The 21,425-nt window shown below is 63.9% G+C and carries 17 protein-coding genes; 12 read left to right on the forward strand and 5 right to left on the reverse strand.

Going from position 1 to position 21,425, the window contains the following annotated elements:
• Positions 1-121 precede the first annotated feature (121 nt).
• Positions 122-1,807 (reverse strand): alkaline phosphatase D family protein, encoded by a 1,686-nt coding sequence (locus C7451_RS00560; protein WP_110297038.1) that lies wholly within the window; start codon positions 1,805-1,807, stop codon positions 122-124.
• A 208-nt stretch (positions 1,808-2,015) separates the two neighbouring features.
• On the opposite strand from C7451_RS00560, the gene C7451_RS00565 reads away from it, so the two are divergent.
• From C7451_RS00565 to gspH, 9 genes are all read left to right on the forward strand, one after another.
• A complete protein-coding gene (locus C7451_RS00565; protein WP_110297039.1) occupies positions 2,016-2,426 on the forward strand; it encodes a hypothetical protein in 411 nt (136 codons plus the stop codon).
• Between the two features lie 428 nt (positions 2,427-2,854).
• Complete coding sequence (locus C7451_RS00570) at positions 2,855-4,405, forward strand: hypothetical protein (RefSeq protein WP_110297040.1); 1,551 nt, start codon at positions 2,855-2,857, stop codon at positions 4,403-4,405.
• Between the two features lie 76 nt (positions 4,406-4,481).
• Positions 4,482-7,199 (forward strand): TonB-dependent receptor domain-containing protein, encoded by a 2,718-nt coding sequence (locus C7451_RS00575; protein WP_110297041.1) that lies wholly within the window; start codon positions 4,482-4,484, stop codon positions 7,197-7,199.
• Between the two features lie 195 nt (positions 7,200-7,394).
• On the forward strand, positions 7,395-8,303 hold the full coding sequence (locus C7451_RS00580; protein ID WP_244181457.1) for a type II secretion system protein N: 909 nt from the start codon (positions 7,395-7,397) through the stop codon (positions 8,301-8,303).
• Positions 8,300-10,498: a type II secretion system secretin GspD gene (gene gspD / locus C7451_RS00585; RefSeq protein ID WP_110297042.1), complete on the forward strand. Its 2,199-nt coding sequence runs from the start codon at positions 8,300-8,302 to the stop codon at positions 10,496-10,498. The genes C7451_RS00580 and gspD overlap by 4 nt, the downstream gene beginning before the upstream one ends.
• 92 nt (positions 10,499-10,590) lie before the next feature.
• The gene (gspE, locus tag C7451_RS00590) at positions 10,591-12,084 is read left to right on the forward strand and encodes a type II secretion system ATPase GspE (protein WP_244181503.1); all 1,494 of its coding nucleotides are present in this window, start codon (positions 10,591-10,593) and stop codon (positions 12,082-12,084) included.
• Positions 12,077-13,285, forward strand: a complete 1,209-nt coding sequence (gspF, locus tag C7451_RS00595; protein ID WP_110297044.1) for a type II secretion system inner membrane protein GspF — start codon at positions 12,077-12,079, stop codon at positions 13,283-13,285. Before gspE ends, gspF begins: the two co-directional genes overlap by 8 nt.
• 11 nt (positions 13,286-13,296) lie before the next feature.
• Positions 13,297-13,767 carry a type II secretion system major pseudopilin GspG gene (gene gspG, locus C7451_RS00600; protein ID WP_110297045.1) on the forward strand — a complete coding sequence of 157 codons (471 nt, stop codon included), beginning with the start codon at positions 13,297-13,299 and terminating at the stop codon, positions 13,765-13,767.
• Positions 13,757-14,350, forward strand: a complete 594-nt coding sequence (gene gspH / locus C7451_RS00605) for a type II secretion system minor pseudopilin GspH (RefSeq protein WP_110297046.1) — start codon at positions 13,757-13,759, stop codon at positions 14,348-14,350. Before gspG ends, gspH begins: the two co-directional genes overlap by 11 nt.
• Here gspH and C7451_RS00610 read toward each other — a convergent pair whose 3' ends face one another.
• From C7451_RS00610 to ypfJ, 3 genes are all read right to left on the reverse strand, one after another.
• Positions 14,351-15,517 (reverse strand): alpha-hydroxy acid oxidase, encoded by a 1,167-nt coding sequence (locus C7451_RS00610; protein ID WP_110297047.1) that lies wholly within the window; start codon positions 15,515-15,517, stop codon positions 14,351-14,353. It abuts the gene before it with no gap.
• 125 nt (positions 15,518-15,642) lie between these two features.
• Positions 15,643-16,170 carry a hypothetical protein gene (locus C7451_RS00615; protein ID WP_146215262.1) on the reverse strand — a complete coding sequence of 176 codons (528 nt, stop codon included), beginning with the start codon at positions 16,168-16,170 and terminating at the stop codon, positions 15,643-15,645.
• Between the two features lie 81 nt (positions 16,171-16,251).
• Positions 16,252-17,130 (reverse strand): KPN_02809 family neutral zinc metallopeptidase, encoded by an 879-nt coding sequence (gene ypfJ / locus C7451_RS00620; protein WP_110297399.1) that lies wholly within the window; start codon positions 17,128-17,130, stop codon positions 16,252-16,254.
• A 145-nt stretch (positions 17,131-17,275) separates the two neighbouring features.
• On the opposite strand from ypfJ, the gene C7451_RS00625 reads away from it, so the two are divergent.
• The 3 genes from C7451_RS00625 to C7451_RS00635 all read left to right on the forward strand — a co-directional run bounded on the left by C7451_RS00625 (position 17,276) and on the right by C7451_RS00635 (position 20,548).
• The gene (locus C7451_RS00625; protein ID WP_110297049.1) at positions 17,276-18,430 is read left to right on the forward strand and encodes a patatin-like phospholipase family protein; all 1,155 of its coding nucleotides are present in this window, start codon (positions 17,276-17,278) and stop codon (positions 18,428-18,430) included.
• 21 nt (positions 18,431-18,451) lie between these two features.
• Positions 18,452-19,042 (forward strand): DUF4893 domain-containing protein, encoded by a 591-nt coding sequence (locus C7451_RS00630; protein WP_110297050.1) that lies wholly within the window; start codon positions 18,452-18,454, stop codon positions 19,040-19,042.
• A gap of 168 nt (positions 19,043-19,210) precedes the next feature.
• Entirely contained in the window at positions 19,211-20,548 is a 1,338-nt protein-coding gene (locus C7451_RS00635; RefSeq protein ID WP_110297051.1) for an amidohydrolase, read from the forward strand.
• Here the strand turns inward: C7451_RS00635 and C7451_RS00640 are convergent, their stop codons facing one another.
• Positions 20,549-21,367, reverse strand: coding sequence for a division plane positioning ATPase MipZ (locus C7451_RS00640; protein WP_208625108.1), 819 nt, complete (start codon positions 21,365-21,367; stop codon positions 20,549-20,551).
• Positions 21,368-21,425 lie beyond the last annotated feature (58 nt).

Raw genomic sequence — 21,425 nt, forward strand, 5'->3', positions numbered from 1 at the left:
CAATCGCCATCGGCCCGTGATGCACGGGCGGCGATGATGGTTGCAATCGTAATCAGGCCATAAGGGGGCTGCAAAGCTTTTCGGCAGGCGAACGCCCCTGATCGACAAACGGCTGGATTAGTCAGGCCGTGCCAATGGCGTCAGACGGGCTCCAGCGCGACCAGCCCGGCTCTGCGAGCACCTTGCGCCCCGGCAGCACGCTGCGACTCTCGGTTCCGGCGAGGTCGAGCGAATGTTCGCGGATGGTGCGCATTGCGTGCCAGTTGGCCGTGGCCCGGTCCTGCGTGAGGTTGACCGTCATATAGCCGCGGCTGCTGGTGTCGGCCCATTTGAGCTGCGGATTGCCCCGCACGAGCGCGCCCGCGACATCTCTGGGCGATATGGTCGGCGCATAGGCTTCGAAGCCCGGCGAACTGACCGAATGGCCTGCAAATTCGACACCGGCGGGCTTGCCATCTGCGGCGAGATCAAAGCCCCACGCATTGTGGCTGTCCCCGGAAAGCACGACCAGATCGGCATCTGCCGCCTGCGCCGACTTGAGCAGGGCTTCGCGCTGGACCGGATAGCCGTCCCAGGCGTCCATGTTGAACGGCAGGCCTGCCTTGCTTGCGGCAAGCCCGGCGGCCGAGCGGGTGCGCACGATCTCGGGCGCGTCCTTGGGCACCCAGTCGGCGGTTTCCATTGGCAGCTTCATCGAGCCCATGACGCATTGCTGCGCCCAGACCTGCCAGCGCGTGCCCGATGCCTTGGACGCCTTGAACTGGTCGGCCAGCCAGCGCGCCTGATCGTCGCCGAACATCCGGCGGCTGGGATCCATCCAGGTCTCGTCGCGGAACTTGGCCAGCGCCTTGGCCAGATCACCGCCACCGGCAAAGGCCTCGGCGAGTTCGGCAGGCTTGTCGCGGCCCGACAGGCGGCTTTCGGTGCGGATGATCGTGGCGAGGTTGCCGATCTGATAGCTGGCCCAAAGCGGATCGGCCGGGGTCAGGTCGGCCACAGGCATCCATTCGCGATAGACCTGCTTGGCGATGCGGCGGCGGGTGGCATAATCACCCTCAGTCGCGTCCTGATGGTTCTGCGCACCGCCCTTCCAGGCATCGTTGGCGATTTCATGATCGTCCCACATCGCGATCATCGGAACGCTGCGGTGCAGCGCCTGCAGATCGGGATCGAGCCGGTAGCTGGCATAGCGCAGGCGATAGTCGGCCAGCGTGATCATTTCGTGATCGGGCTGGACCAGACGACCGGCCAGCGCCTGGGCGCGGGTCGGGTACACGTCCGGACCGTATTCGTAGATATAATCGCCAAGGTGCAGCGCGAGATCGATGTCGTTGCGCGCGGCCGCATGGCCATAGGCGTTGAACCAGCCAAAGGGCAGGTTGGAACAGGAAAAGACGCCGATATTGAAGCCGCCGGTTTCGCCCTTGGGAAGAGTGCGGGTACGACCGACCGGCGACATGCTGCCGTCTTCAGCCACGAAGCGATAGAAATACCAGCTGCCCGGCGTGAGACCGCGCACGGTGATCTTCGCAATATGGTCGCGCGCACCGCTGGAGGTGACCGATCCGCCGCCGACGATCTTTGCAAAATCGGGCGACATCGAAAGTTCGGCTGTCAGACGCGCGTCGTTATCGGCGACATAGCGGGTCCACAGCAGCACCGAATCGGCGGCGGGCTCGCCGCTCGCCACGCCATGCGTGAAGCCGCGAGCCGCGAACAGGGCCTGCGCCGCACCGGGCAGCGAAAGCGCTGCAAGCCCGAAGGTTCCGGCCTTGATCAGCAGTCGGCGATCGATCGTCATGGTCATGGGTTTGCCCCTCTCAGATTGTGTTTGCGTCCATCGGACAGCGCGGGCGCCTTTTGGTCAAGGGACATTGCGGGCGTGTGACAATGGGCCTTGTGGTAAAAATTACAGAAATATGACATTAAGAGGTAATTTATGTGACATTCATATTGCCATCATTGTCACATAAGCGTAGCATTTGGCTCGTCACACATGGAAAGGATATGCCGACATGAACACCAAAGTTATCACATTCGCGGCCCTGGCCGCCCTCGGTATGGCTGCTCCGGCTGTTGCCCAGCCTGTGCAGAGCCGGGCGGCGGCGAACGAAATCGGCTATGAGAGCGGCTCGCTCGGCTATGCCGCGCTGCTCAAGGGCAATTATCCGGTCGCGCTCGAACAGATGCAGGCCGCAGAAAAACAGGTTTCCCCCGCCGCCCGCCGCGATCCCGCTCGGTTGATCAACATGGGGCTGGCTTATGCGAAGATGGGCGACACCGCCTCGGCGCGCCGCCATTACGAGGCTGCCATCGGCGCCGATCGCTCCTTTGATGTCATCCTGTCCGACGGGCGCGTGATGGACAGCCGCGTCGCTGCGCGCCATGCGCTGCGCCGGCTCGATCAGGGCTATGCCAGCCGCTGAGCCTCGCTGCCTTCAGGCATGGATAGCATTGCAAGCCCGGCCGGACATGCATCCGGCCGGGTTTCATTTTGGCCCAGGAACATGTGGCATTTAGGCCACGCGGGGCTTTATTTCGGGCCGTTGCGCAGCGCGTGCTGTTCTCCGGCAATTGTTTGCACGCTTTCGTCTACAGATAGTGAAGCCGTCGCAAGGCGCGCGAATCTGCGGGTTTGACCGCTGACCCGGCGAGATTGTCGCACAATCTTCACATAAGACTCCAAATCGTCACATACCTGTCTTCGACCTGTCATCGAAATGGCCCGTCAGGGTCATCATGCCTGCCTATCTGCCGCCCCGAACGGTGTTCCAGGGGGTGGGAATCACAACATCTCCGCTCGTTCCTCAAAAGGCTGACAGCGCCTGCTGTCCTGATTTGCGGAGATTCCAAGATGCTTAATGCACGTGTTCGTTCGGTCCTGATGGTTTCGGTGGCCGCTCTTGCCGTCACCGCATGCGGTGCTGATGACGTTGCCTCGCCGGGCGAAGGCACCATCGTCATCCCGGCTCCGGCCCCGGCTCCCGCCCCGGCCCCGGCACCGACGCCCACTCCGACCCCGACGCCCACCGGCCCGGCTGCCGATTGCCCCAATGGCACGGCCAATGTCGGCACCATCACCACCGGTTCGGGTGCGACTGTCCGCAACTGCCAGCTTTCGGGAACCATCACCTCCAACCTGGTGATCCCGCGCCGCGCCGGCACCGTCTATTCGCTGTCGGGTCGCGTCCAGGTCGGCATCGATGTCGGTCCCACCGCCAGCACCGGCACCCCTGCGATCCTGACGATCGAGCCGGGCGTGACCTTCTTTGGTTCGTCGGGCGCGGACTTCCTGCTGGTGAACCGCGGATCGCAGCTGTTCGCCGAAGGTACTGCCACCCAGCCGATCGTCTTCACCGCGCGCGACAACATCGTCGGAACCGCAACCGCCAATTCCAAGGGTCTGTGGGGCGGCGTCGTGATCCTCGGCCGCGCGCCGCTGTCTGACTGCGCCACCGGATCGCCGACCAACCCGGGCGGCACCCGCACCGATTGCTCGGGCGTCGTCGAAGGCACCAACGCCAATTATGGCGGCGCCGTGCCGGCCGACAACAGCGGCCGCATCGCCTTCTTCCAGGTCCGCTATTCGGGCTTCGAAGTCCAGCCGGGCAACGAGCTCAACGGCATCACCCTGGCAGGCGTGGGTTCAGGCACCTTCTTCCAGAACGTCCAGGTCTATAACAGCTCGGACGACGGCATCGAATGGTTCGGCGGACGCGTAAACGGCCGCAACCTCGTCGGTCTGGGCAATGACGACGACACGTTCGACATGGACCTGGGCTACAAGGGCTTCAACCAGTTCCTGCTCGGCATCCAGACTGCCAGCGCCAACCATGTGATCGAGGGCGACTCGAACGGCAACGAACAGGCTGAGCCGCGCACCGCCTGGTCGATGTCGAACGCGACCTTCGTCTCGACCCAGACCACGGCTGACGAAGCGGCCATCCTGCTGCGTGGCGGCATGGACTTTGCCGCCTTCAATAGCGTGCTGACCGGTCCCGGCTGGTGTCTCGATGTCGACTCGGCCGTGACGGTGCAGGCGACCGGCACCGCCGGTGCCGGTGACGAAGCCGGCCCGCCGCGCTTTGAATCGGTGTTCCTGAGCTGCCCCAACGCCTTTACCGACGATGGCAACGTGGCCGTCTCCGCGATCCAGGCGCTGTTCACCGGCGGTTCCAACAACGTGACCAACGGCACCTCGACCCTGTCGGGCATCTTCATCAACGGTGCGAACGAGACCGCCCGTCCGGTGTTCAACGTGACCGCGATCAACAGCTTCTACAACGCCGTCACCTATATCGGTGCCGTCCGCGATGCGGCTGACACGCGCTTCCAGGGCTGGACCTGCGGTCTTTACAGCACGACCCCGGCCTGCACCGCCGCGCCGAGCATTCCGACCACCTGATTGCAGACCGCTGACCGGTTACGGGGCGGCGGCGACACCACGCCGCCGCCCCTTTTTTGAATTTCTGGAGGGATTTATGGCGAAGTTCACGCCGCTTTCATTCGCTGCATTGCTGATGGTCAGCTCGGCGCTGGTTTCGCCGGCGGCCTTTGCCCAGGAAGCACCCGCGCCCCAGGCCGATGCTCCCGCTGCCGATGCCCCGGCTGAAGAGGTGCCGGCCGAAGACGATATCGAAATCTCCGGTCCCGGTGCCGGTGGCAACAGCGAAATCGTCGTGCGTGGCCGCTTCATCCCCAACCCGATCAAGGCGACGCCCGAAGTCGTCTCGGTGCTGAGCGAGGCCGATATCGCCCGCACTGCCGATGGCGACATTGCCGGATCGCTCCAGCGCGTCACCGGCCTCAGTGTCGTGGGTGGTCGCTTCGTGTTCGTGCGTGGCCTGGGCGAACGCTATTCGCTCGCGCTGATGAACGGATCGCCGCTGACCTCGCCCGATCCGCTGCGCCGTACGGTCCCGCTCGACATCTTCCCGACCAGTGTCATCGCCTCGACCACCATCCAGAAGAGCTATTCGGTCGATTATCCGGGCGAATTCGGCGGTGGCGCGATCAACCTCACCACCAAGTCGGTGCCGCGTGATCCGTTCTTCAAGATCGAGTTCAGCACCGGCGGCGATACCATCACCACCGGCGAGGTCGGCTATACCTATTTCGGTTCGTCGACCGACTTTACCGGCTTCGACAACGGTGCCCGCACGCTGCCGCGCAACCTGCGCGACGCCTTTGCTTCGGGCAATCCGATCACCGCCGGCGCCAATTTCACGCAGGCCCAGGTGCGTGACCTGACCGCGAGCCTAGCCAATGCCAACACCTCGCTGATCCAGCGCAACAACAACATTCCGGTCAACTTCTCCGGCCAGGTCAGCGGTGCCACCAACTTCCTTGTCGGCGATGTCAATATCGGCATCGTCGGTGCGGCGGGCATCAACAACACCTGGCGCACGCGTGGCGGCGTCCAGCAGATTTCGCAGGGCATCGTGCCGGTGAACGGTGTCGATACCCTGCTGCCCGACATCAATTTCAACTATCTGACGACCGAAAACCGCGTTGTCGTGAACGGCCTGTTCGGCGTTACCGCCGATGTCGGCGAGCACAAGTTCAAATGGACCAACCTGTTCATCCGCGACTCGCTCAAGGACGCCTCGATCCGCGAAGGCATCGATGCGCGCATCACCGATACTCGGCTGATCAACCGCAGCCGTACCAACTGGTTCGAACGTCAGCTGATCAACACGCAGTTCGTTGGCGAGATGAAGTTCGACGATTTCCGCCTCAACTTCCGCGGCAGCTATGCCAACTCGCAGCGTGAAGCGCCTTACGAGCGGACCTTCGATTACACGTTCAGCGCCGCTGCGAACGATTTCGTCAACGATCTGCAGTCGGCGGGCGAGGGCGCGCGCATCGCGTTCAGCGATCTGGACGACAATGTCTATGGCGCGAATGTCGACCTGGCGTACGAGACCGATATCGGCGTGCCGATCACGTTCAGCGCTGGCTACGCCTATTACAAGAACGACCGTACCTCGATCCGTCGCGATTTCCGCTTCCTGAGCGGCCAGGGCCCGCTGCCCTTTGCGGTGTCGCAGCAGCGCCCCGATTTCCTGCTTTCGGACTTCAACATCTATACCTTTGACGTCCGCCTGTTCGAAACCTCAGGCTCGAACGGCGCCGCAGCCTATGATGCAGGTCTTGAAGTGCATGCCGGCTATTTGCAGTTCGAGGCCGAACTGGCAGACAGCCTGCGTCTGCAGGCGGGTATCCGCTATGAGGACGGCGATCAGTTCGTTCAGCCGATCGACCTGTTCGGTCTGGGCAGCGCCAATCTGGTGCCGACCAACATCAGGAAGGACGACTGGCTGCCGGCAGCGACGCTGACCTGGAACCTCGCCGAAAACATGCAGTTGCGCTTCGCTGCGTCGAAGACCATTGCTCGCCCCCAGTTCCGCGAACTGGCGCCGCAGCAATATCTTGACCTTGAATTCGACCGCACCTTCTTCGGCAACCCGTTCCTGAAGAACAGCCGCCTGATCAACCTGGAAACCCGCTTCGAATGGTATTTCGAGCGTGACCAGCGCTTCACCGCAGCGATTTTCTACAAGGACATCAAGGATCCGATCGAGAATCTGGGCTTCCGCCAGGGGGACAATTTCTTCACCACCTTTGCCAACGCGCCGACAGCCACGCTTTATGGTGCGGAAATCGAGCTGGTGAAGTTCTTCGACCTGATCGATCTGGGCGGCACGTTCTTCGAGGAACGCCGCATGCTGATCGCGGCCAACTACACCTACACCAATTCCGACGTGAAGGTGACCGCGCAGGACATGATCGCCGATCCGCTGAGCGGGGCGATGGTGTCGGCTTCGACGATCTTCCGGACCGGCGGCTTTGCCCTTACCGGCCAGTCGGACCATATCGCCAATATCCAGTTCGGCATGGAAAGCACCGGCGAACGCCTGTCGCAGCAGACCATCCTGCTGTCATGGAACAGCAACCGCGTCACCAATCGCGGTCCGGCCGGCCAGCCCGACTTTGTCGAATTCACCGGCCCGCGTCTGGACTTTGTCTGGCGCGAAGGCTTCAAGCTGTTCAACAAGACGGGCGAGCTGAAATTCGAGGCGCGCAACCTGCTGAGCACCGACTATGTCGAGTTCCAGCAGCTTGGCAGCTCGGTCATTCTCAACAACGCCTATGAGATCGGCCGCGGCTTCCAGATCAGCGCATCGCTGCAATTCTGATTGCAGGGGCAGCCCAATCGGAAACTTGAATTGGGGGAGCCGGACATTGCGCCGGCTCCCCTTTTTATGTCCTCCGCCTCGGGCGGCGCAGCATCGCCTTCAAATAACTGTCACAAACTGGTAATCCAACCGTCACGGGCTGCGCCTAGCAGCATCGCGAGGCCATGGGGATCGGCCTGAAGCGGGGAGTGATTCGTGGCATCAGCGGCCCAAAATGGCGCGCAGACCGGCCTCAGTGCCTCGCTTTCCCGTTTCCGTCTGGCGCGGTTTCAGGGGCAGCAGAGCGGCCTGGCCCGATTTCTTCCGCAAGGCTTGTACGGCTGGGTGCGTGCGCTGCTTGTGCTGACGCTGATCATTCAGATCGCCCGCCTCGTCTGGACGATCGTCACGCCGATCGCGCCTCTTGGCGATTGGCAGGCGCGTCCTGCCAATGTCATGTCGCCCGCCGCACGCGCGGCCCTGTTTGCCAGTTTCGACGGCTTTGATCGCGCCGCTGGCGGGAGCGAGGATGCCAGCGCTGCGGTCACATCGCTGGACCTGACGCTGTACGGCCTGCGCATGAACGAGGCTTCGGGCGGAGGCTCCGCGATCATTGCAGGATCGGACGGCGTGCAGCGCAGCTATGCGGTGGGCGAAGAGGTGGCGCCCGGCGTCAAGCTTGTGCAGGTGCTGTTCGACCATGTCGTGCTCGAACGTGGTGGTACCCGCGAAAGCCTGTTCCTCGACCAGTCGGTCCCGGCAGAGACCGTCGGCGATGCGCCGATGACTGCGGCACCTGCCGGCGGCGCTGTGCCACCGCCCATCGTCCAGGCACCCGGCCCGCTGACCGCAGAGGCAATCACCGCCGGCATCGGCTTTGCCCCGCGCACCGAAAATGGCCGCGCGACCGGCTTTGCCGTAACCCCCCGGGGCGATGGCGGCGTGTTTGCGCAGGCCGGCTTCCGACCGGGTGACATTGTCGTCGAAATCAACGGCCGCAAGGTCAGCTCAGCTGCAGATGGCGCAGCGCTTTCCGGTCAGCTCAAGCCCGGCGCCCGCCTGTCGCTCAAGGTCGAGCGTGGCACCGAAACCCTTCCCATCGCGATCATCATTCCGGAACAATGAAAAAACACATCTCCCTTTTCGCGCTGGGCGTGGCCCTCGTATTTGCCCAGCCCGCAGCCGCGCAGCACAGCCTGAACGTGCGCGACGCCGATGTGCGCGCCTTCATCGAGGACGCTGCGCAGGTTACCGGGCGCACCTTCATCATCGATGGCCGGGTGCAGGGCAAGGTCTCGGTGGTCACCGACCGGCCCTTGAGCCGCAGCGAATATTTCGAGGTCTTTCTTTCCACCCTGCGCGCCAATGGCCTGATCGCGGTGCCGACCGCGAACGGGGCGTATCGCATCCAGCCGGTCGACGGCGCTGCCTCGACCCCGGGCCGGATCGGCAGCCGCGGCGCGCAGAACGAGTTCGTGACCGAAGTCTTCCGCCTGCGCGCGATCGACGCGACCACGGCGGTCGAGACGCTGCGCCCGCTGGTCAGCCGCGAGGGATCGATCACCGCCAATCGCAGCGGCAACAGCCTGGTCGTCGCCGATTATGCCGACAATATCCGCCGTATCCGCGCGCTGATCGGCCAGATCGACCGCGACAATGCGACCACCCAGGTCATCACCCTGGCGCATGCCGGCGCGCGCGAGATCGCAATGACGCTGCAGCAGCTTGCGCCTGCGCCCGGCGGCGGGGCCGAGGGGGGCGGCGGGGCTCCGCTGGTCTCGGTTGTCGCGGTGGATTCGAGCAATTCGGTCGCCTTGCGCGGCGATGCGCCGACGGTCTCGCGGCTGACCGCCATCGCCAAGGAGCTTGATGCGCGCGCGGCGAACGGCAGCGAGATTCGCGTGATCTGGCTCGATTATGCCGATGCCGAACAGCTGGTGCCGGTGCTGCAGATGATGGTCGGCGCCCAGGGTGGCGGTGCGGTCACGCCCATGGCGGCGACCTCGGTATCGGCGCCTGCTGCTGGTGCGGCCCCTACAGCAGCCTCTGCTCCGGTCGGCGGTGCGGTGGCGCTGTCCAACGGGCGCGGGCAGGCGATCATCACACGCTATGAAGGCACGAACGCCGTGATCATCTCGGCGCCGGTCGATGTCCAGCGCTCGCTGGCCGAACTTGTGCGCCAGCTCGACATTCGTCAGGAACAGGTGCTGGTCGAGGCGATCATCGTCGAGATTTCCGACCGGGTCGCACGCGAGCTGGGCGTGCAGTTCCTGATCGGCGGCAAGGACATTCCGTTCCTCGTGACGCCGTTTTCCAATGTCTCTCCCAACATTCTCGATATTGCCGGTGGCATATTGGCGGACAATCTCGACCAGACCACCACCGTCATCAACGGCAACACCGTCACCACCAGCACAAACAGCGCCATCGGCGACACGTTGCGCCAGAATGCCGCTAGCAGCATTCTGGGCGCGCGCGGCGGCTATTCGGGCTTTGCTGCCGATATCGGCAATAATCGCGTGCTCGGAGCGATCATCAACGCCGTGCAGGAGGACAGCGAGTCGAACATCCTGTCGACGCCGTCGCTGACCGTGAACGACAATGTGAAGGGATCGATCCTGTTCGGTCAGGAAATCCCGATCAGCACCGGCGAAGCGCTTTCGAACAATTTCGACAATGCCTTCCGCACGATCCAGCGCCAGAATGTCGGCATCGAGCTCGAGGTGAAGCCGCAGATCAACGCGGGCAACCAGGTCAAGCTCGACATCAGGCAGGAGGTCAGCTCGATCGTCGGCCCGGTCAGCGACGATTTCAACGAGCTGATCATCAACAAGCGCGAGGTGAAGACCACGGTCACGGTCAAGGACCGCGAGATCATCGCGCTGGGCGGCCTGCTCGACGACAACGAGCGCCGCACCATCCAGAAGATACCGCTGCTGGGCGATATTCCGATCCTCGGTGAACTGTTCAAGTCGCGCGGCAAGGAGCGCACAAAGACCAACCTGATGGTGTTCATCCGCCCGACCATTTTGCGGACCGCGGCGGATGCGCAGGCGCTTGCAGCGCGGCGCTACAATTTCGTCCGTGCCGCACAGATCGAGTTCGATCCCAAGGCAGAGCCGTCGCTCGACAAGATCGTGCTGGAATATCTTGGCGCGAACGTGCCGGTTGCGCCGGCCGCCGGACCGAACGATCAGGTGATCGCGCCGCGCGCCATGCCGAGCACCGCGCCGATCGACAGCACCACCTTGCCGCCGAGCATGCCCGCGCAGGGACAGCAACAGCAGCAGGAACTCCCGCCCAACGGAGGCCAGCCATGATCATCCGCAAGGGCGATGCGCCTGACGAGGCCGCCGCAAGCACTGACGTCAGCGAGGCGACCGTCGCCGTCGAACGCACGCTCACCCGCGTCATGCTCGATATCCCCTATGGCTTTGCCCGTGACAATGGCGTGGTGATGCTGGGCGAATCCGGCGGGCGGCTCAAGGTTGCACTGCGCGAGGGTGCGGACCCGGTCGCGCTGCTCGAAGTGCGCCGGTATCTGGCGATGCCGTTCGATGTCGAAATGGCACCAATCGCGCAGTTCGAGCGCTATCTGTCCGATCATTATGCGGTCGAGGGCAATGCTGCCGCGATGGCTAGCTCGCTCAACATCGATGGCGGCGATCTTGAGCTGCTCGCCGCAGATCTCCCCAGTGCCGAGGACCTTCTCGACAGCGCCGACGATGCGCCGGCGATCCGGCTGATCAACGGCGTGATCGCCGAGGCCGCGCGCCAGGGCGTGTCGGACATCCATATCGAGCCCTATGAGACCGGTCTGGTCATCCGCATGCGCATGGACGGGGTGTTGCAGGAAAAGCTGCGCATGCCGCCCAATGTCGCGCCCGTGATCGTCAGCCGCATCAAGGTGATGGCGCGGCTCGACATTGCCGAACGCCGCGTACCGCAGGACGGCCGTATCGGCCTCACCATCGGCGGCAAGCTGCTTGATGTGCGTGTCTCGACGCTGCCCAGCCGCGCCGGCGAACGCGTCGTACTGCGCCTGCTCGACAAGGAAAATGCCAATATGGATCTGGGGCTGCTGGGCATGAGCCCGCGCACCCACAAGATCCTCGCCGAGGCCCTGGCCGAGCCCAATGGCATCATCCTGGTCACCGGGCCCACCGGATCGGGCAAGACGACCACGCTCTATTCGTGCCTCAAGCAGCTCAATGACGGTTCGCGGAACATGCTGACGGTCGAAGACCCGGTCGAATATGCGATCGAGGGTGTCGGCCAGACCCAGGTCAATGCCAAGGTCGGGCTCACCTTCGCAGCAGGGCTGCGCGCGATCCTGCGCCAGGACCCTGATGTCGTCATGATCGGCGAAATCCGCGATCACGAGACGGCAGAAATCGCGGTCCAGGCGTCGCTGACCGGGCATCTGGTGCTCTCGACCGTGCACACCAACGATGCGATCGGCGCGATCACGCGCATGCGCGACATGAAGATCGAGCCGTTCCTGCTCGCCTCGACGCTGCGCGCCGTCGTCGCGCAGCGGCTGGTGCGGCGGCTTTGCCCCGAATGCCGCGAACCTGTCCAGGCCGATGGCTCGCTCGCCTCGCTGCTCGGCTTCGACAAGGGGACGGTGGTCTATCGCCCGGTCGGCTGCGATGCCTGCAACCATACCGGCTTTGCCGGGCGCATCGGCGTGTTCGAGGCGGTGCGGGTGGACGAGACCATCCGCCGTCTGATCAACGACAATGGCGACGAGGCGATCATCGCGCGGCACGCCTTCCTCAACGCGCCGAACCTGGGTTCCGCCGCACGCGAACTGGTGCGCACCGGGCAGACCACGGCGGAAGAGGCGATCCGGATTTCCCGGCGCGAGGCGGAACCGGCTCCGCCCGAAACGATCGATGGCTGACTTTGCCTATCGAGTGATCGATGCGGCCGGGCGCGAGCGGGAAGGGCGCATCTCGGCCGCTTCCGACGCGCAGGCGCGCGCCGCGCTCATCCGCAAGTCCTTCCATATCGTCGCGGTGTCGCCTGCGCCGCCGCGCAAACCGTTATTGTCCCGCGACGCGACCGCGCGGCTGAGCCCCAAGCAATTGACGCTTTTCACCCGGCAAATGTCCTCGCTGATGAGCGTCAGCCCCCTGGAAGAGGCGCTGCGCACGATCAGCCGCCAGACCGAGAAGGCGAACGCGCGCGCCGTGCTCATCAACGTGCATGCAGGCGTGATGGAAGGACAATCGCTCGCTGAGGCGATGGCGCGCGAGCCGCGCAGCTTCCCCCCGCTCTATCGTGCGATGATCAGCGCGGGCGAAAGCTCCGGCTCGCTGCCCGTCATCACCGAGCGGCTGGCGATGCTGCTCGAACAGCAGGCCGAGGTGCGCGGCAAGCTCATCTCCGCGCTCGCCTATCCGATCATCCTGACCCTGGTCGCGCTGGGCGTGGTCGCGGGCCTGATGATCTCGGTGGTGCCGCGCGTGGTCGAGCAGTTCGACAATGCCCAGACGCAGCTGCCGCTGATCACGCGCATCGTGATTGGCATCTCCGCCTTTCTGGCCAACTGGTGGTGGGCGATTGTCGTCGCGCTGCTGCTCGCAGGATTTGCCTTCTGGCGCGCGATGAAGGTGCCGGCGTTCAAATACCGGGTCGATACGCTGCTGCTGAAGCTGCCGTTTATCGGCCGGCTGATCCGCGACATGAACGCCGCGCGGCTGGCGCGGACGCTCGCGACCATGGTGCAGAGCCGCCTGCCGTTGCTCGAAGGCATGAAGCTCACCACGCGCACCGTACGCAACAGCGTGCTGCGCGAGGCGCTGGAACAGGCGGTCGAGGCTATCCGCTCGGGCGGGTCGCTCTCCGCGGCGTTGCGCAATGCGGGCACGTTCCCGCCGCTGCTGGTCTATCTGGTGGCGAGCGGCGAAAGCGCGGGGCAACTGGACATCATGCTGGAACGCGCGGCCGATTATCTGGAGCGCGAGTTCCGCAATTTCACGACCACCGCGATGGCGCTGCTGGAACCGGCTATCATCGTGGTGATGGGCGGGGCGGTCGCGCTGATCATCCTGTCGATCCTGCTGCCGATCCTGCAGCTGCAAAACCTGACCGGACTCTAGAGGAAGACCCCATGTTGAACATCCGAACCCTGCTGTTGAAGCGCCTGAGCCGCGAAAACCGCAAACGCGCCAACGGCTTCACCCTGGTCGAACTGATGGTGGTGATCTTCATCATCGGCCTGCTCGCGACCATCGTCGTCATCAACGTGCTGCCCAGCCAGGACAAGGCGATGACCGAAAAGGCGCGCAGCGACATCGCGACGCTTGGCCAGGCGCTCGAAATGTATCGGCTCGACAATCTTGCCTATCCGGGCACGGCGGAAGGGCTCAACGCGCTGGTCACGGCGCCGCCCACGCTCGCCCAGCCCGGCCGCTATCGCAGCGGTGGCTATATCAAGAAACTGCCGCAGGACCCCTGGGGCCGCCCGTATCAATATGTCAGTCCCGGCACGACCGGCGCCTTCGACCTCTATTCGCTGGGTGCCGATGGCGCGCCGGGCGGCGAGGAGGAGAATGCGGATATTACTGCAGATGGCGCTTGAGGGCGGATTGATACCAAAGTCACCCTCACCCTTCCCACGACGCTTCGCGTCGCGGGCCCCTTCCCTCTCCCGGTGGGAGAGGGAGGGAGCGCCGAAGGCGCGGAAGGGTGAGGGCGATCAGGGCTTCACCCTGATCGAGCTGATGGTGGTGCTGTTCATCATCGGCCTTGTCGCGGGGGCTGTTGTTCTGGCGCTGCCGGGGGATAGTGCCGCCTTGTCGGAAGACGCCGATCGCTTCGCCGCACGCGTCGCGGCGGCGCGCGACGAGGCGGTGGTGAGCGCAAGGCCGATTGCGGTGTGGATCGCGCCTTCGGGCTATGGCTTCGATGCGCGGCAGGACCGCAAATGGGTGCCGCTCAACGCCCGCACGCTGGCCAATCGCGACTGGAACCCCGGCACGATTGCGCGGATCGAGGGCGCGACGGGCGAGGGCGAGCGCACGCCCGAGGATCAGGGCCGCGCACGCTTCTGGTTCGATGCGACAGGCTTGCCCAACATGCCCGTCACCGTGGTGCTGGCGCGCGGCACCAACAGCGACCGCATCGTCATCAGCGCGACCGGCGAGGTCGGCCGTCCGAAATAGCTAGCGCCAGCGCAGATTGCTCCGGCTGAGCTGGTCGATGCTGGTCACGCCCATCAGCTTCATGCCGCGCTCGATCTCGCCCCGCAGATTGGCAAGGGTGCGCTCGACCCCGCGTTGCCCTCCGGCGGCGAGCGCGTAAAGATACAGCCGCCCGCCCGAGCACGCTTTTGCCCCGACGCTCAAGGCTTTCAGCACATGCGTGCCCCGCGTGATGCCGCCATCGCAGATCACCTCGATCCGGTCGCCTACTGCATCGACGATCTCGGCGAGTTGATCGAACGGCGCGCGGCTGCCGTCGAGCTGCCGCCCGCCATGGTTGGAGACCATGATCGCGGTGGCACCGATATCGACCGCGCGCCGCGCGTCCTCGACGCTCATCACGCCCTTCAGGCAGAAGGGGCCGCCCCATTCGGCTCGAATATGCTCGGCCATTTTCCAGTCCATGTTCTGATCGAGCATGGTGTTGAAATAGTCCGCGACCGAGATCGCCGCATCGGTGCCAGCGGCGACATGGCTCTCGAGATTGGGCAGCGAGAAACGCTCACGCCCCAGATAGTTGAGCGTCCAGCCGGGATGCGTCGCGAAGCTGATAGCAGACGACGGCGTAAGGCGCGGCGGCGAGGTGAAGCCGGTGTGCAGGCAGCGCTCGCGCTTGCCCGAGACGATGGTATCGACCGTGAGCGCCAGCGCATCGAATTTCGCTGCCTTGGCTGCCTGGATCAGCGCGGCGTTCAATCCCTTGTCCTTGTGGACGTAGAGCTGGAACAGCTTGGGACTGGAAATGCTCTCGCCGATCTCGGCCAGGCTCACCGTGGCGAGCGAGGAAATGCCGAAGAACGTCCCGAACTTCTCCGCTGCCGCACCGACCGCCTTCTCGCCGCGCCAGTGGAACAGCCGCTGCAGTGCGGTCGGGGAAAGGAACAGCGGCATGTCGATCCTGCGGCCCATCACTGTAGTCGACATGTCGATATCGGCGACACCCGCGAGCACGTTGGGGACGAGGTCGCAGTCTTCATAGGCCTGGGTGTTGCGGTTGCGGGTCACCTCGTCATCGGCGGCACCGTCGATATAATGGAACACCGGATAGGGCAGCTTCTTGCGGGCCAGTTCGCGAAAATCATCGACCGTATGGCAATCGCCCAGCCGCCGCACCGGAAAACGTCGCATGTCGTGTATACCTTGCTGACCGTCACCGTTTTCCGGCGAAAGCCGGAATCCAGTGGCGAGATGGAACCACCCCACTTCTGGACTCCGGCTTTCGCCGGAGAACGGCAATTCATCAAGGGCGGAGTTTACTTCACTGCCTTCGGGTCGGGTGCCGCCGGATATTTGCAGCCGCGCTGCAATCCGACGCCCTTCAGGAAGCTGCGCCGCACGACGCCGGCATAGACGGCTGCATTGTACCGCCGCTCCTGCGCAGCTGCGCCGGAAATCTCGCGGATCACGCCGCGGAAGGGAATGATCGAGTTGACCAGCAAGCCGCCGATCTTGCCCGCCGTGTCCTTGCGCTTGTCGTCGCGCGTCGCTTCGTAGGGAACGTCCAGATCCTCGCCCAGAACGGCGTCCATGTCGCCGATCGCGCTGCGGATCTGCGCGCAGGTCTTGATGCCGACCAGCGAATAGGGCTTGTCCTGGATGCGCAGCAGGTTTTCCGGAATGTCCTTCTTGTCGATCCCGACATCCTCGACAGGCTGGGTCACCACGTCTTCGGCCATCTTCTCGGTGGAGCGCGGTTTGTCGGCCGCCTGGTTCTGCGCGGCGGCGGGCAGTGCAGTGCCCAGAAGCGCGAGCGTGGCAATAGTGATAACGGTCTGGCGCATATGTCGTCCCCTGTTGTCGCGCGCCTGTTCAGGCGCCTTGTGACAGCGCATACGCATCATACTGGCAAACGATGCCTCCGGTTACAATCGCGCGGCGCTGAACGTGTCGCACTGGGCCGGATCGCCGGTCGTCAATCCTTTCTTCAACCATGCCATGCGCTGTGCCGAGGTGCCGTGCGTGAAGCTTTCCGGCACTGGCCTGCGCCCTGCCGCCTTTTGCAGCGTATCGTCGCCAATCGCGTTGGCCGCAGTCAGCCCTTCCTCGATATCGCCCGGCTCGATCCGGTCGCGGTTGCGCGCTGCCCAGAGGCCCGCATAGCAATCTGCTTCCAGCTCCATGCGGACCTGCAGCTCGTTGCCCTCGGCCTCGCTCGTAGCCTGCTGCGCGCGGCGGACCTCGTTCGATCGGCCGGTGATCGTCTGGATATGATGGCCGACCTCGTGCGCGATGACATAGGCCTGGGCAAAATCGCCCGCCGCCTGGAAGCGCGTCGCAAGCTCGTCGAAAAAGCTGGTGTCGAGATAGATGCCGTTGTCCGCCGGGCAATAGAACGGCCCCATCGCGCTTTGCGCCGCGCCGCAACCGGACTGGCCGTTGCGATCATAGAAGGTCAGCGTGGCGGGCTGATATTGCTGGCCTTGTTCGCGAAATATTGCGCCCCAAGTGTCCTCGGTGCTGGCGAGCACCTGGCAGCTGAACTTGCTCTTTTCGTCGACGGCGCAGCTTTGCGCGGCATTCTGGCCGCCTTGCTGCGTCGCGACCGGTGCACCGCCCGGCAGCCCGCCGCCCTGCATCAGCTCCATCGGATTGATGCCGAAGACGAGTGCGGCAATGCCCAGGATCAGGATGGTCCCGATCCCCATCTTCCCCCCACCGATAGGCAGGTTGAATCCGCCGCCTCCGCCACCGCCGCGCTGGTCGGAAATATTGTCGCTGGTGCGGTAATCGTCGAGCTTCATGACCGCGGCTGTTCCCTTTTGCAGCTTGAGTTCGAACAGTAACACCTGAAGGTGCGATTTAGCACCATCGATTTTTGCGCGGATTGCCCTATTGTGCGCTGCGGCATAAATGCGCTGCGCCGATATACTGGCTGGAGAAACTGTCATGCCCGCATCGCCTGAAGAGATAGACCTGCAATCGGCCGCCGTGCCGCTGCCGCCGACAGTGGCGCTGCTGCTGCAGGGCGGCGGAGCGCTCGGCTCCTATCAGGCTGGGGTGTTCAGCGAGCTCGTGCGCCAGAATGTGCGGATCGATTGGGTCGCAGGGATTTCGATCGGTGCGATCAACTCGGCGATCATCGCGGGCAACGAGCCGATGCAAGCCTGCCAGCGGCTTCGCGAGTTCTGGGAGCTGGTGACCTCAGGTGCGCCAGATTTCGTCTGGGGCGACAGCGATGCGCTGCGTGAAATCAACCATTTCGCTGGTGCCGCGACCGCTGCGACGATCGGCGTTCCGGGTTTCTTTCGTCCGCATCTTGTACCTGCGCCCTTTGCCTGGCCCGGAACTCCTGCGGCGGTCAGCATGTACGATACCAGCGAGATGGCCAGGACGCTCGACCGTTTTGTCGACTGGGACCGGCTGAACAAGGGTCCGGTGCGCCTGTCGGTCGGCGCGGTGAACGTGGAATCGGGCAATTTCTATTATTTCGACACGCGCGATCCCCACGGGCCGCAGACCATCGATGCGCGCCATATCCTCGCCAGTGGCGCGCTGCCGCCCGGCTTTCCGCCGATCGAGATCAACGGCAAATACTATTGGGACGGCGGATTGGTGAGCAACACGCCGCTTTCCTATGTGCTCGACAACCAGACCAGCGACATGCTCGCCTTCCAGGTAGACCTGTTCCCGGCGCGTGGCGAGGTGCCGACCAAATTCGCCGATGTCATGAGCCGCGAAAAGGATATCCGCTATTCCAGCCGAACCCGGCAGGTGACCGACTATTATCTCAAGCTACGCAAGGAACATGCGGCGCTGCGCAATGTGCTGTCGATGCTTCCGGCGGACATGTGCTCGCAGCCGGATGTGCAGCGCATGCGCGCGCTGGTCGAGGACAATGCCGTCAACATCGTCCATCTGATCTACAAGGTGCAGAACTGGGAGAGTGGGATGCGCGATTTCGAGTTTTCGCGCGCTACGATGGAGGTGCATTGGCAACAGGGCATCGACGCGGTGCGCGCGACCATGCAGAAGGGTGACATCCTGGCGCAGAACATCCTCGACGGAAAGACCGCCGCGTTCGACCTTGCGCCGCACAAATGAGCTGATCGAGCGGGAGCGTTTATGGCGACATTCTGGAAGGCAGTGGCCGCATCGGCGCTGATGGTGAGCGCGAGCGCCGCCTCTGCCGAACGCTGGCAGGATATCGCTACGCCGGCCGATGCCGCGCGCATCAAGCAAAGGGATGCGACTTTTGCTGCGGCGATCAAGGAAGTGCGCAATTCCGAACATGCAGGCGCGCTGGCCAACAACCCCTCGCTCTACGATCCCGACAAGCGGCTCGACGATCCGTTGCCGCCCGAGGGCAAATATCTGTGCGCCACGCACAAGCTTGGCGGGCAATTCCTTGCCTTCATTGCCTATCCCGATTTCGCCTGCGCCATTTATGGCAGCGGCGACAAAAGACAGTTCGTCAAGCTGACCGGGTCGCAGCGCCCGGTGGGGTATATCCACGCTGATACCCGGCGGAACGGCGTGTTCCTGGGATCGCTGATGCTGGGCGATGACGAAGGGCTGGTGCCCTATGGGCAGGATAGGGAACGCGATCTGGCCGGAACGGTCGAGCGGATCGGCAAGGACCATTGGCGGATCGTCTTCCCCCGGCCCTATTACGAATCGACGATGGACATCATCGACTTGAGGCCGAGGAAATAGAGGCCTCCTCCATCGTCACCCCCGCGAAGGCGGGGGTCCCCCTTCCTGTTTCCCGGGTCACGCAAAAGCGGGATTCCCGCGTTCGCGGGAATGACGGGTGGAAAGCGATTGGCGTAAGCGCATCAGGACGTTAGCGTCTCCGTCAAACATCTGTCTGGGGAGACACATATGCCGGTCGCCAAGCATTTCGCGCGAGCCTTTGCCGCATCCATTCTCGCGCTGGCCGCAGCCTCGCCGCTCGCCGCGCAGGATACGATCCGCGCCGATATTGCCGCCGACATGCCGTGGCTGATGGACATCTATCGCGACCTGCACGCCAATCCGGAACTGAGCTTTCAGGAGGTGCGCACCGCGAAAAAACTCGCCGCCGAAGCGCGCAGTCTGGGCTTCGAGGTGACCGAGAGCGTCGGCAAGACCGGCGTGGTCGCAGTCATGAAGAACGGCCCCGGCCCGGTGGTGATGCTGCGCGCCGACATGGACGGGTTGCCGGTGGTCGAGCAGACCGGCCTGCCTTTTGCCAGCAAGGTGCGCGCGATGAGTCCGGCGGGCATCGAGACCGGCGTGATGCACGCTTGCGGCCATGACACGCACATGACCGGCTGGGTCGCGACCGCGCGTCAGCTGGTCAAGCGCAAGGCCGAATGGTCGGGCACGCTGGTGATGATCCTGCAACCGGCCGAGGAGATCGGCTCGGGCGCGGTCGCGATGCTCGAAGACGGATTGTTCACCCGCTTCCCCAAGCCGCAATATGTGCTGGGCTTCCATGACGCTGCGCAGGCCCCGGCCGGGTTCATCGGATATACCCCCGGCTTTGCGCTCGCCAATGTCGACAGCGTCGATATCAAGGTGAAGGGGCTGGGTGGACACGGTGCCTATCCGCAATCGACCAAGGACCCGATCGTCCTCGCTGCGCGCATCGTCACCACACTGCAGACGCTGATCAGCCGCGAGCTGGATCCGCAGGATGCCGCCGTGGTCACTGTCGGCAGCTTCCAGGCAGGGGCCAAGCACAACATCATCTCGGACGAGGCGACGCTGCTGCTCACCGTGCGCAGCTATTCCGACGAGACGCGCGCGAAAATCCTCGACGGAATCAAGCGCATCGCCCGAGGCGAGGCCATTGCCGCCGGCGTGCCCGAGGACAGGATGCCCGAGGTGAAGCTGGCCGACACGTTCACCCCGGCGGTCTATAACAGCCCCGAATTCACCACCGAGATCGGGACATTCCTCAAGAGCCGGTTCGGCGACAAGCGTGTCGCACAGGTCGCGCCCTCGATGGGCGGCGAGGATTTCAGCCGCTTCTACCGCGCCGACCCCGACAATATCAAAAGTATGATCTTCTGGGTCGGCGGGGTGCCTTTGCCTGAATACAACAAGGCGAAGAAGGAGGGCATCGAAATGCCCTCGCTGCACAGTCCCTTCTGGGCGCCCGAAGCCGATACCGTCATCGCGACCGCAGCCGAAGCGATGACCGCAATGACGCTCAAGCTCATGAAAAAGCCCTGATCAGATCAGCTGTGGCTGGCGCTCGGGCGAGCGGCTGCCCACGCCCGGCAGGTTCAAAGCGGAAACCATCTCGCGCAGCTCCTGCCGCGCGATGATATGGCTGGTGCCCAGATCTGCAAGGTGTCCCTTGTCGAGCAGCGTCAGGCCCGAGGGGAAAAGCTCGCGATAGACCACGCGCTCGGACAGGCCCTGGACATAACGGAACCCGACGCGCTTGGAGAGTTCGGCCAGCGCGGCGTCGAGCCTGCGCTTGTTGCGCGCATCGGTCTGCTGGGTGCGGTTGCGCAGGACCACCCAGTCGATCTCGATCCCGTCGGTCTTGGCGCGCGCCTTGCGCGCTTCCCAGATCAGCTCGGCATAGAAGCTGAGGCGCCGGACCTTGAAATTCTCCGGATCGACCTGACCGATCAGGTCGAAATCGACGAAGCTGTCGTTGAGCGGCGTCACCAGGGTATCGGCGCGGGTGGCGACGAAGCGCGCGAACTTGTCGTCGCGACCCGGCGTGTCATAGACCAGAAAGTCGCAATCCTGGCTGAGCGTTGCGACCATCTGTTCCAGCCGGGCCTGGTTGTCATCCTTGAACACCTCGAAATTCGGGGTGGGCAGGCTGATGCCGCGACGCTGCTGGGTCTGGACGCGATTTTCCAGATAACGGTGCAGCGTGCGCTGGCGCGGGTCGAGATCGATCGCGCTGACCCGGAAACCGAGATAGGACAGGGCAACGGCCACGTGCACCGCGCTGGTCGATTTGCCCGTGCCGCCCTTTTCGTTGGCGAATACGATATGGTGCGGGGACGCCTTGCGCGTCATCATGTCCATGGTCTTTCCAGCCCCTTCCAGCAGGCCCGTGATTGTGCCAGTGCTGCTGTGTGAATCG

The sequence above is a fragment of the Blastomonas natatoria genome (assembly GCF_003201955.1).
Taxonomy (GTDB): Bacteria; Pseudomonadota; Alphaproteobacteria; order Sphingomonadales; family Sphingomonadaceae; genus Blastomonas; species Blastomonas natatoria.

Coding starts and splice junctions, on each gene's coding strand:
- C7451_RS00560 (WP_110297038.1), bottom strand. CDS start 1,807: ATGACCATGACGATCGATCGCCGACTGCTGATCAAGGCCGGAACCTTC.
- C7451_RS00565 (WP_110297039.1), top strand. CDS start 2,016: ATGAACACCAAAGTTATCACATTCGCGGCCCTGGCCGCCCTCGGTATG.
- C7451_RS00570 (WP_110297040.1), top strand. CDS start 2,855: ATGCTTAATGCACGTGTTCGTTCGGTCCTGATGGTTTCGGTGGCCGCT.
- C7451_RS00575 (WP_110297041.1), top strand. CDS start 4,482: ATGGCGAAGTTCACGCCGCTTTCATTCGCTGCATTGCTGATGGTCAGC.
- gspD (WP_110297042.1), top strand. CDS start 8,300: ATGAAAAAACACATCTCCCTTTTCGCGCTGGGCGTGGCCCTCGTATTT.
- gspE (WP_244181503.1), top strand. CDS start 10,591: ATGCTCGATATCCCCTATGGCTTTGCCCGTGACAATGGCGTGGTGATG.
- gspF (WP_110297044.1), top strand. CDS start 12,077: ATGGCTGACTTTGCCTATCGAGTGATCGATGCGGCCGGGCGCGAGCGG.
- gspG (WP_110297045.1), top strand. CDS start 13,297: ATGTTGAACATCCGAACCCTGCTGTTGAAGCGCCTGAGCCGCGAAAAC.
- gspH (WP_110297046.1), top strand. CDS start 13,757: ATGGCGCTTGAGGGCGGATTGATACCAAAGTCACCCTCACCCTTCCCA.
- C7451_RS00610 (WP_110297047.1), bottom strand. CDS start 15,517: ATGCGACGTTTTCCGGTGCGGCGGCTGGGCGATTGCCATACGGTCGAT.
- C7451_RS00615 (WP_146215262.1), bottom strand. CDS start 16,170: ATGCGCCAGACCGTTATCACTATTGCCACGCTCGCGCTTCTGGGCACT.
- ypfJ (WP_110297399.1), bottom strand. CDS start 17,130: ATGAAGCTCGACGATTACCGCACCAGCGACAATATTTCCGACCAGCGC.
- C7451_RS00625 (WP_110297049.1), top strand. CDS start 17,276: ATGCCCGCATCGCCTGAAGAGATAGACCTGCAATCGGCCGCCGTGCCG.
- C7451_RS00630 (WP_110297050.1), top strand. CDS start 18,452: ATGGCGACATTCTGGAAGGCAGTGGCCGCATCGGCGCTGATGGTGAGC.
- C7451_RS00635 (WP_110297051.1), top strand. CDS start 19,211: ATGCCGGTCGCCAAGCATTTCGCGCGAGCCTTTGCCGCATCCATTCTC.
- C7451_RS00640 (WP_208625108.1), bottom strand. CDS start 21,367: ATGGACATGATGACGCGCAAGGCGTCCCCGCACCATATCGTATTCGCC.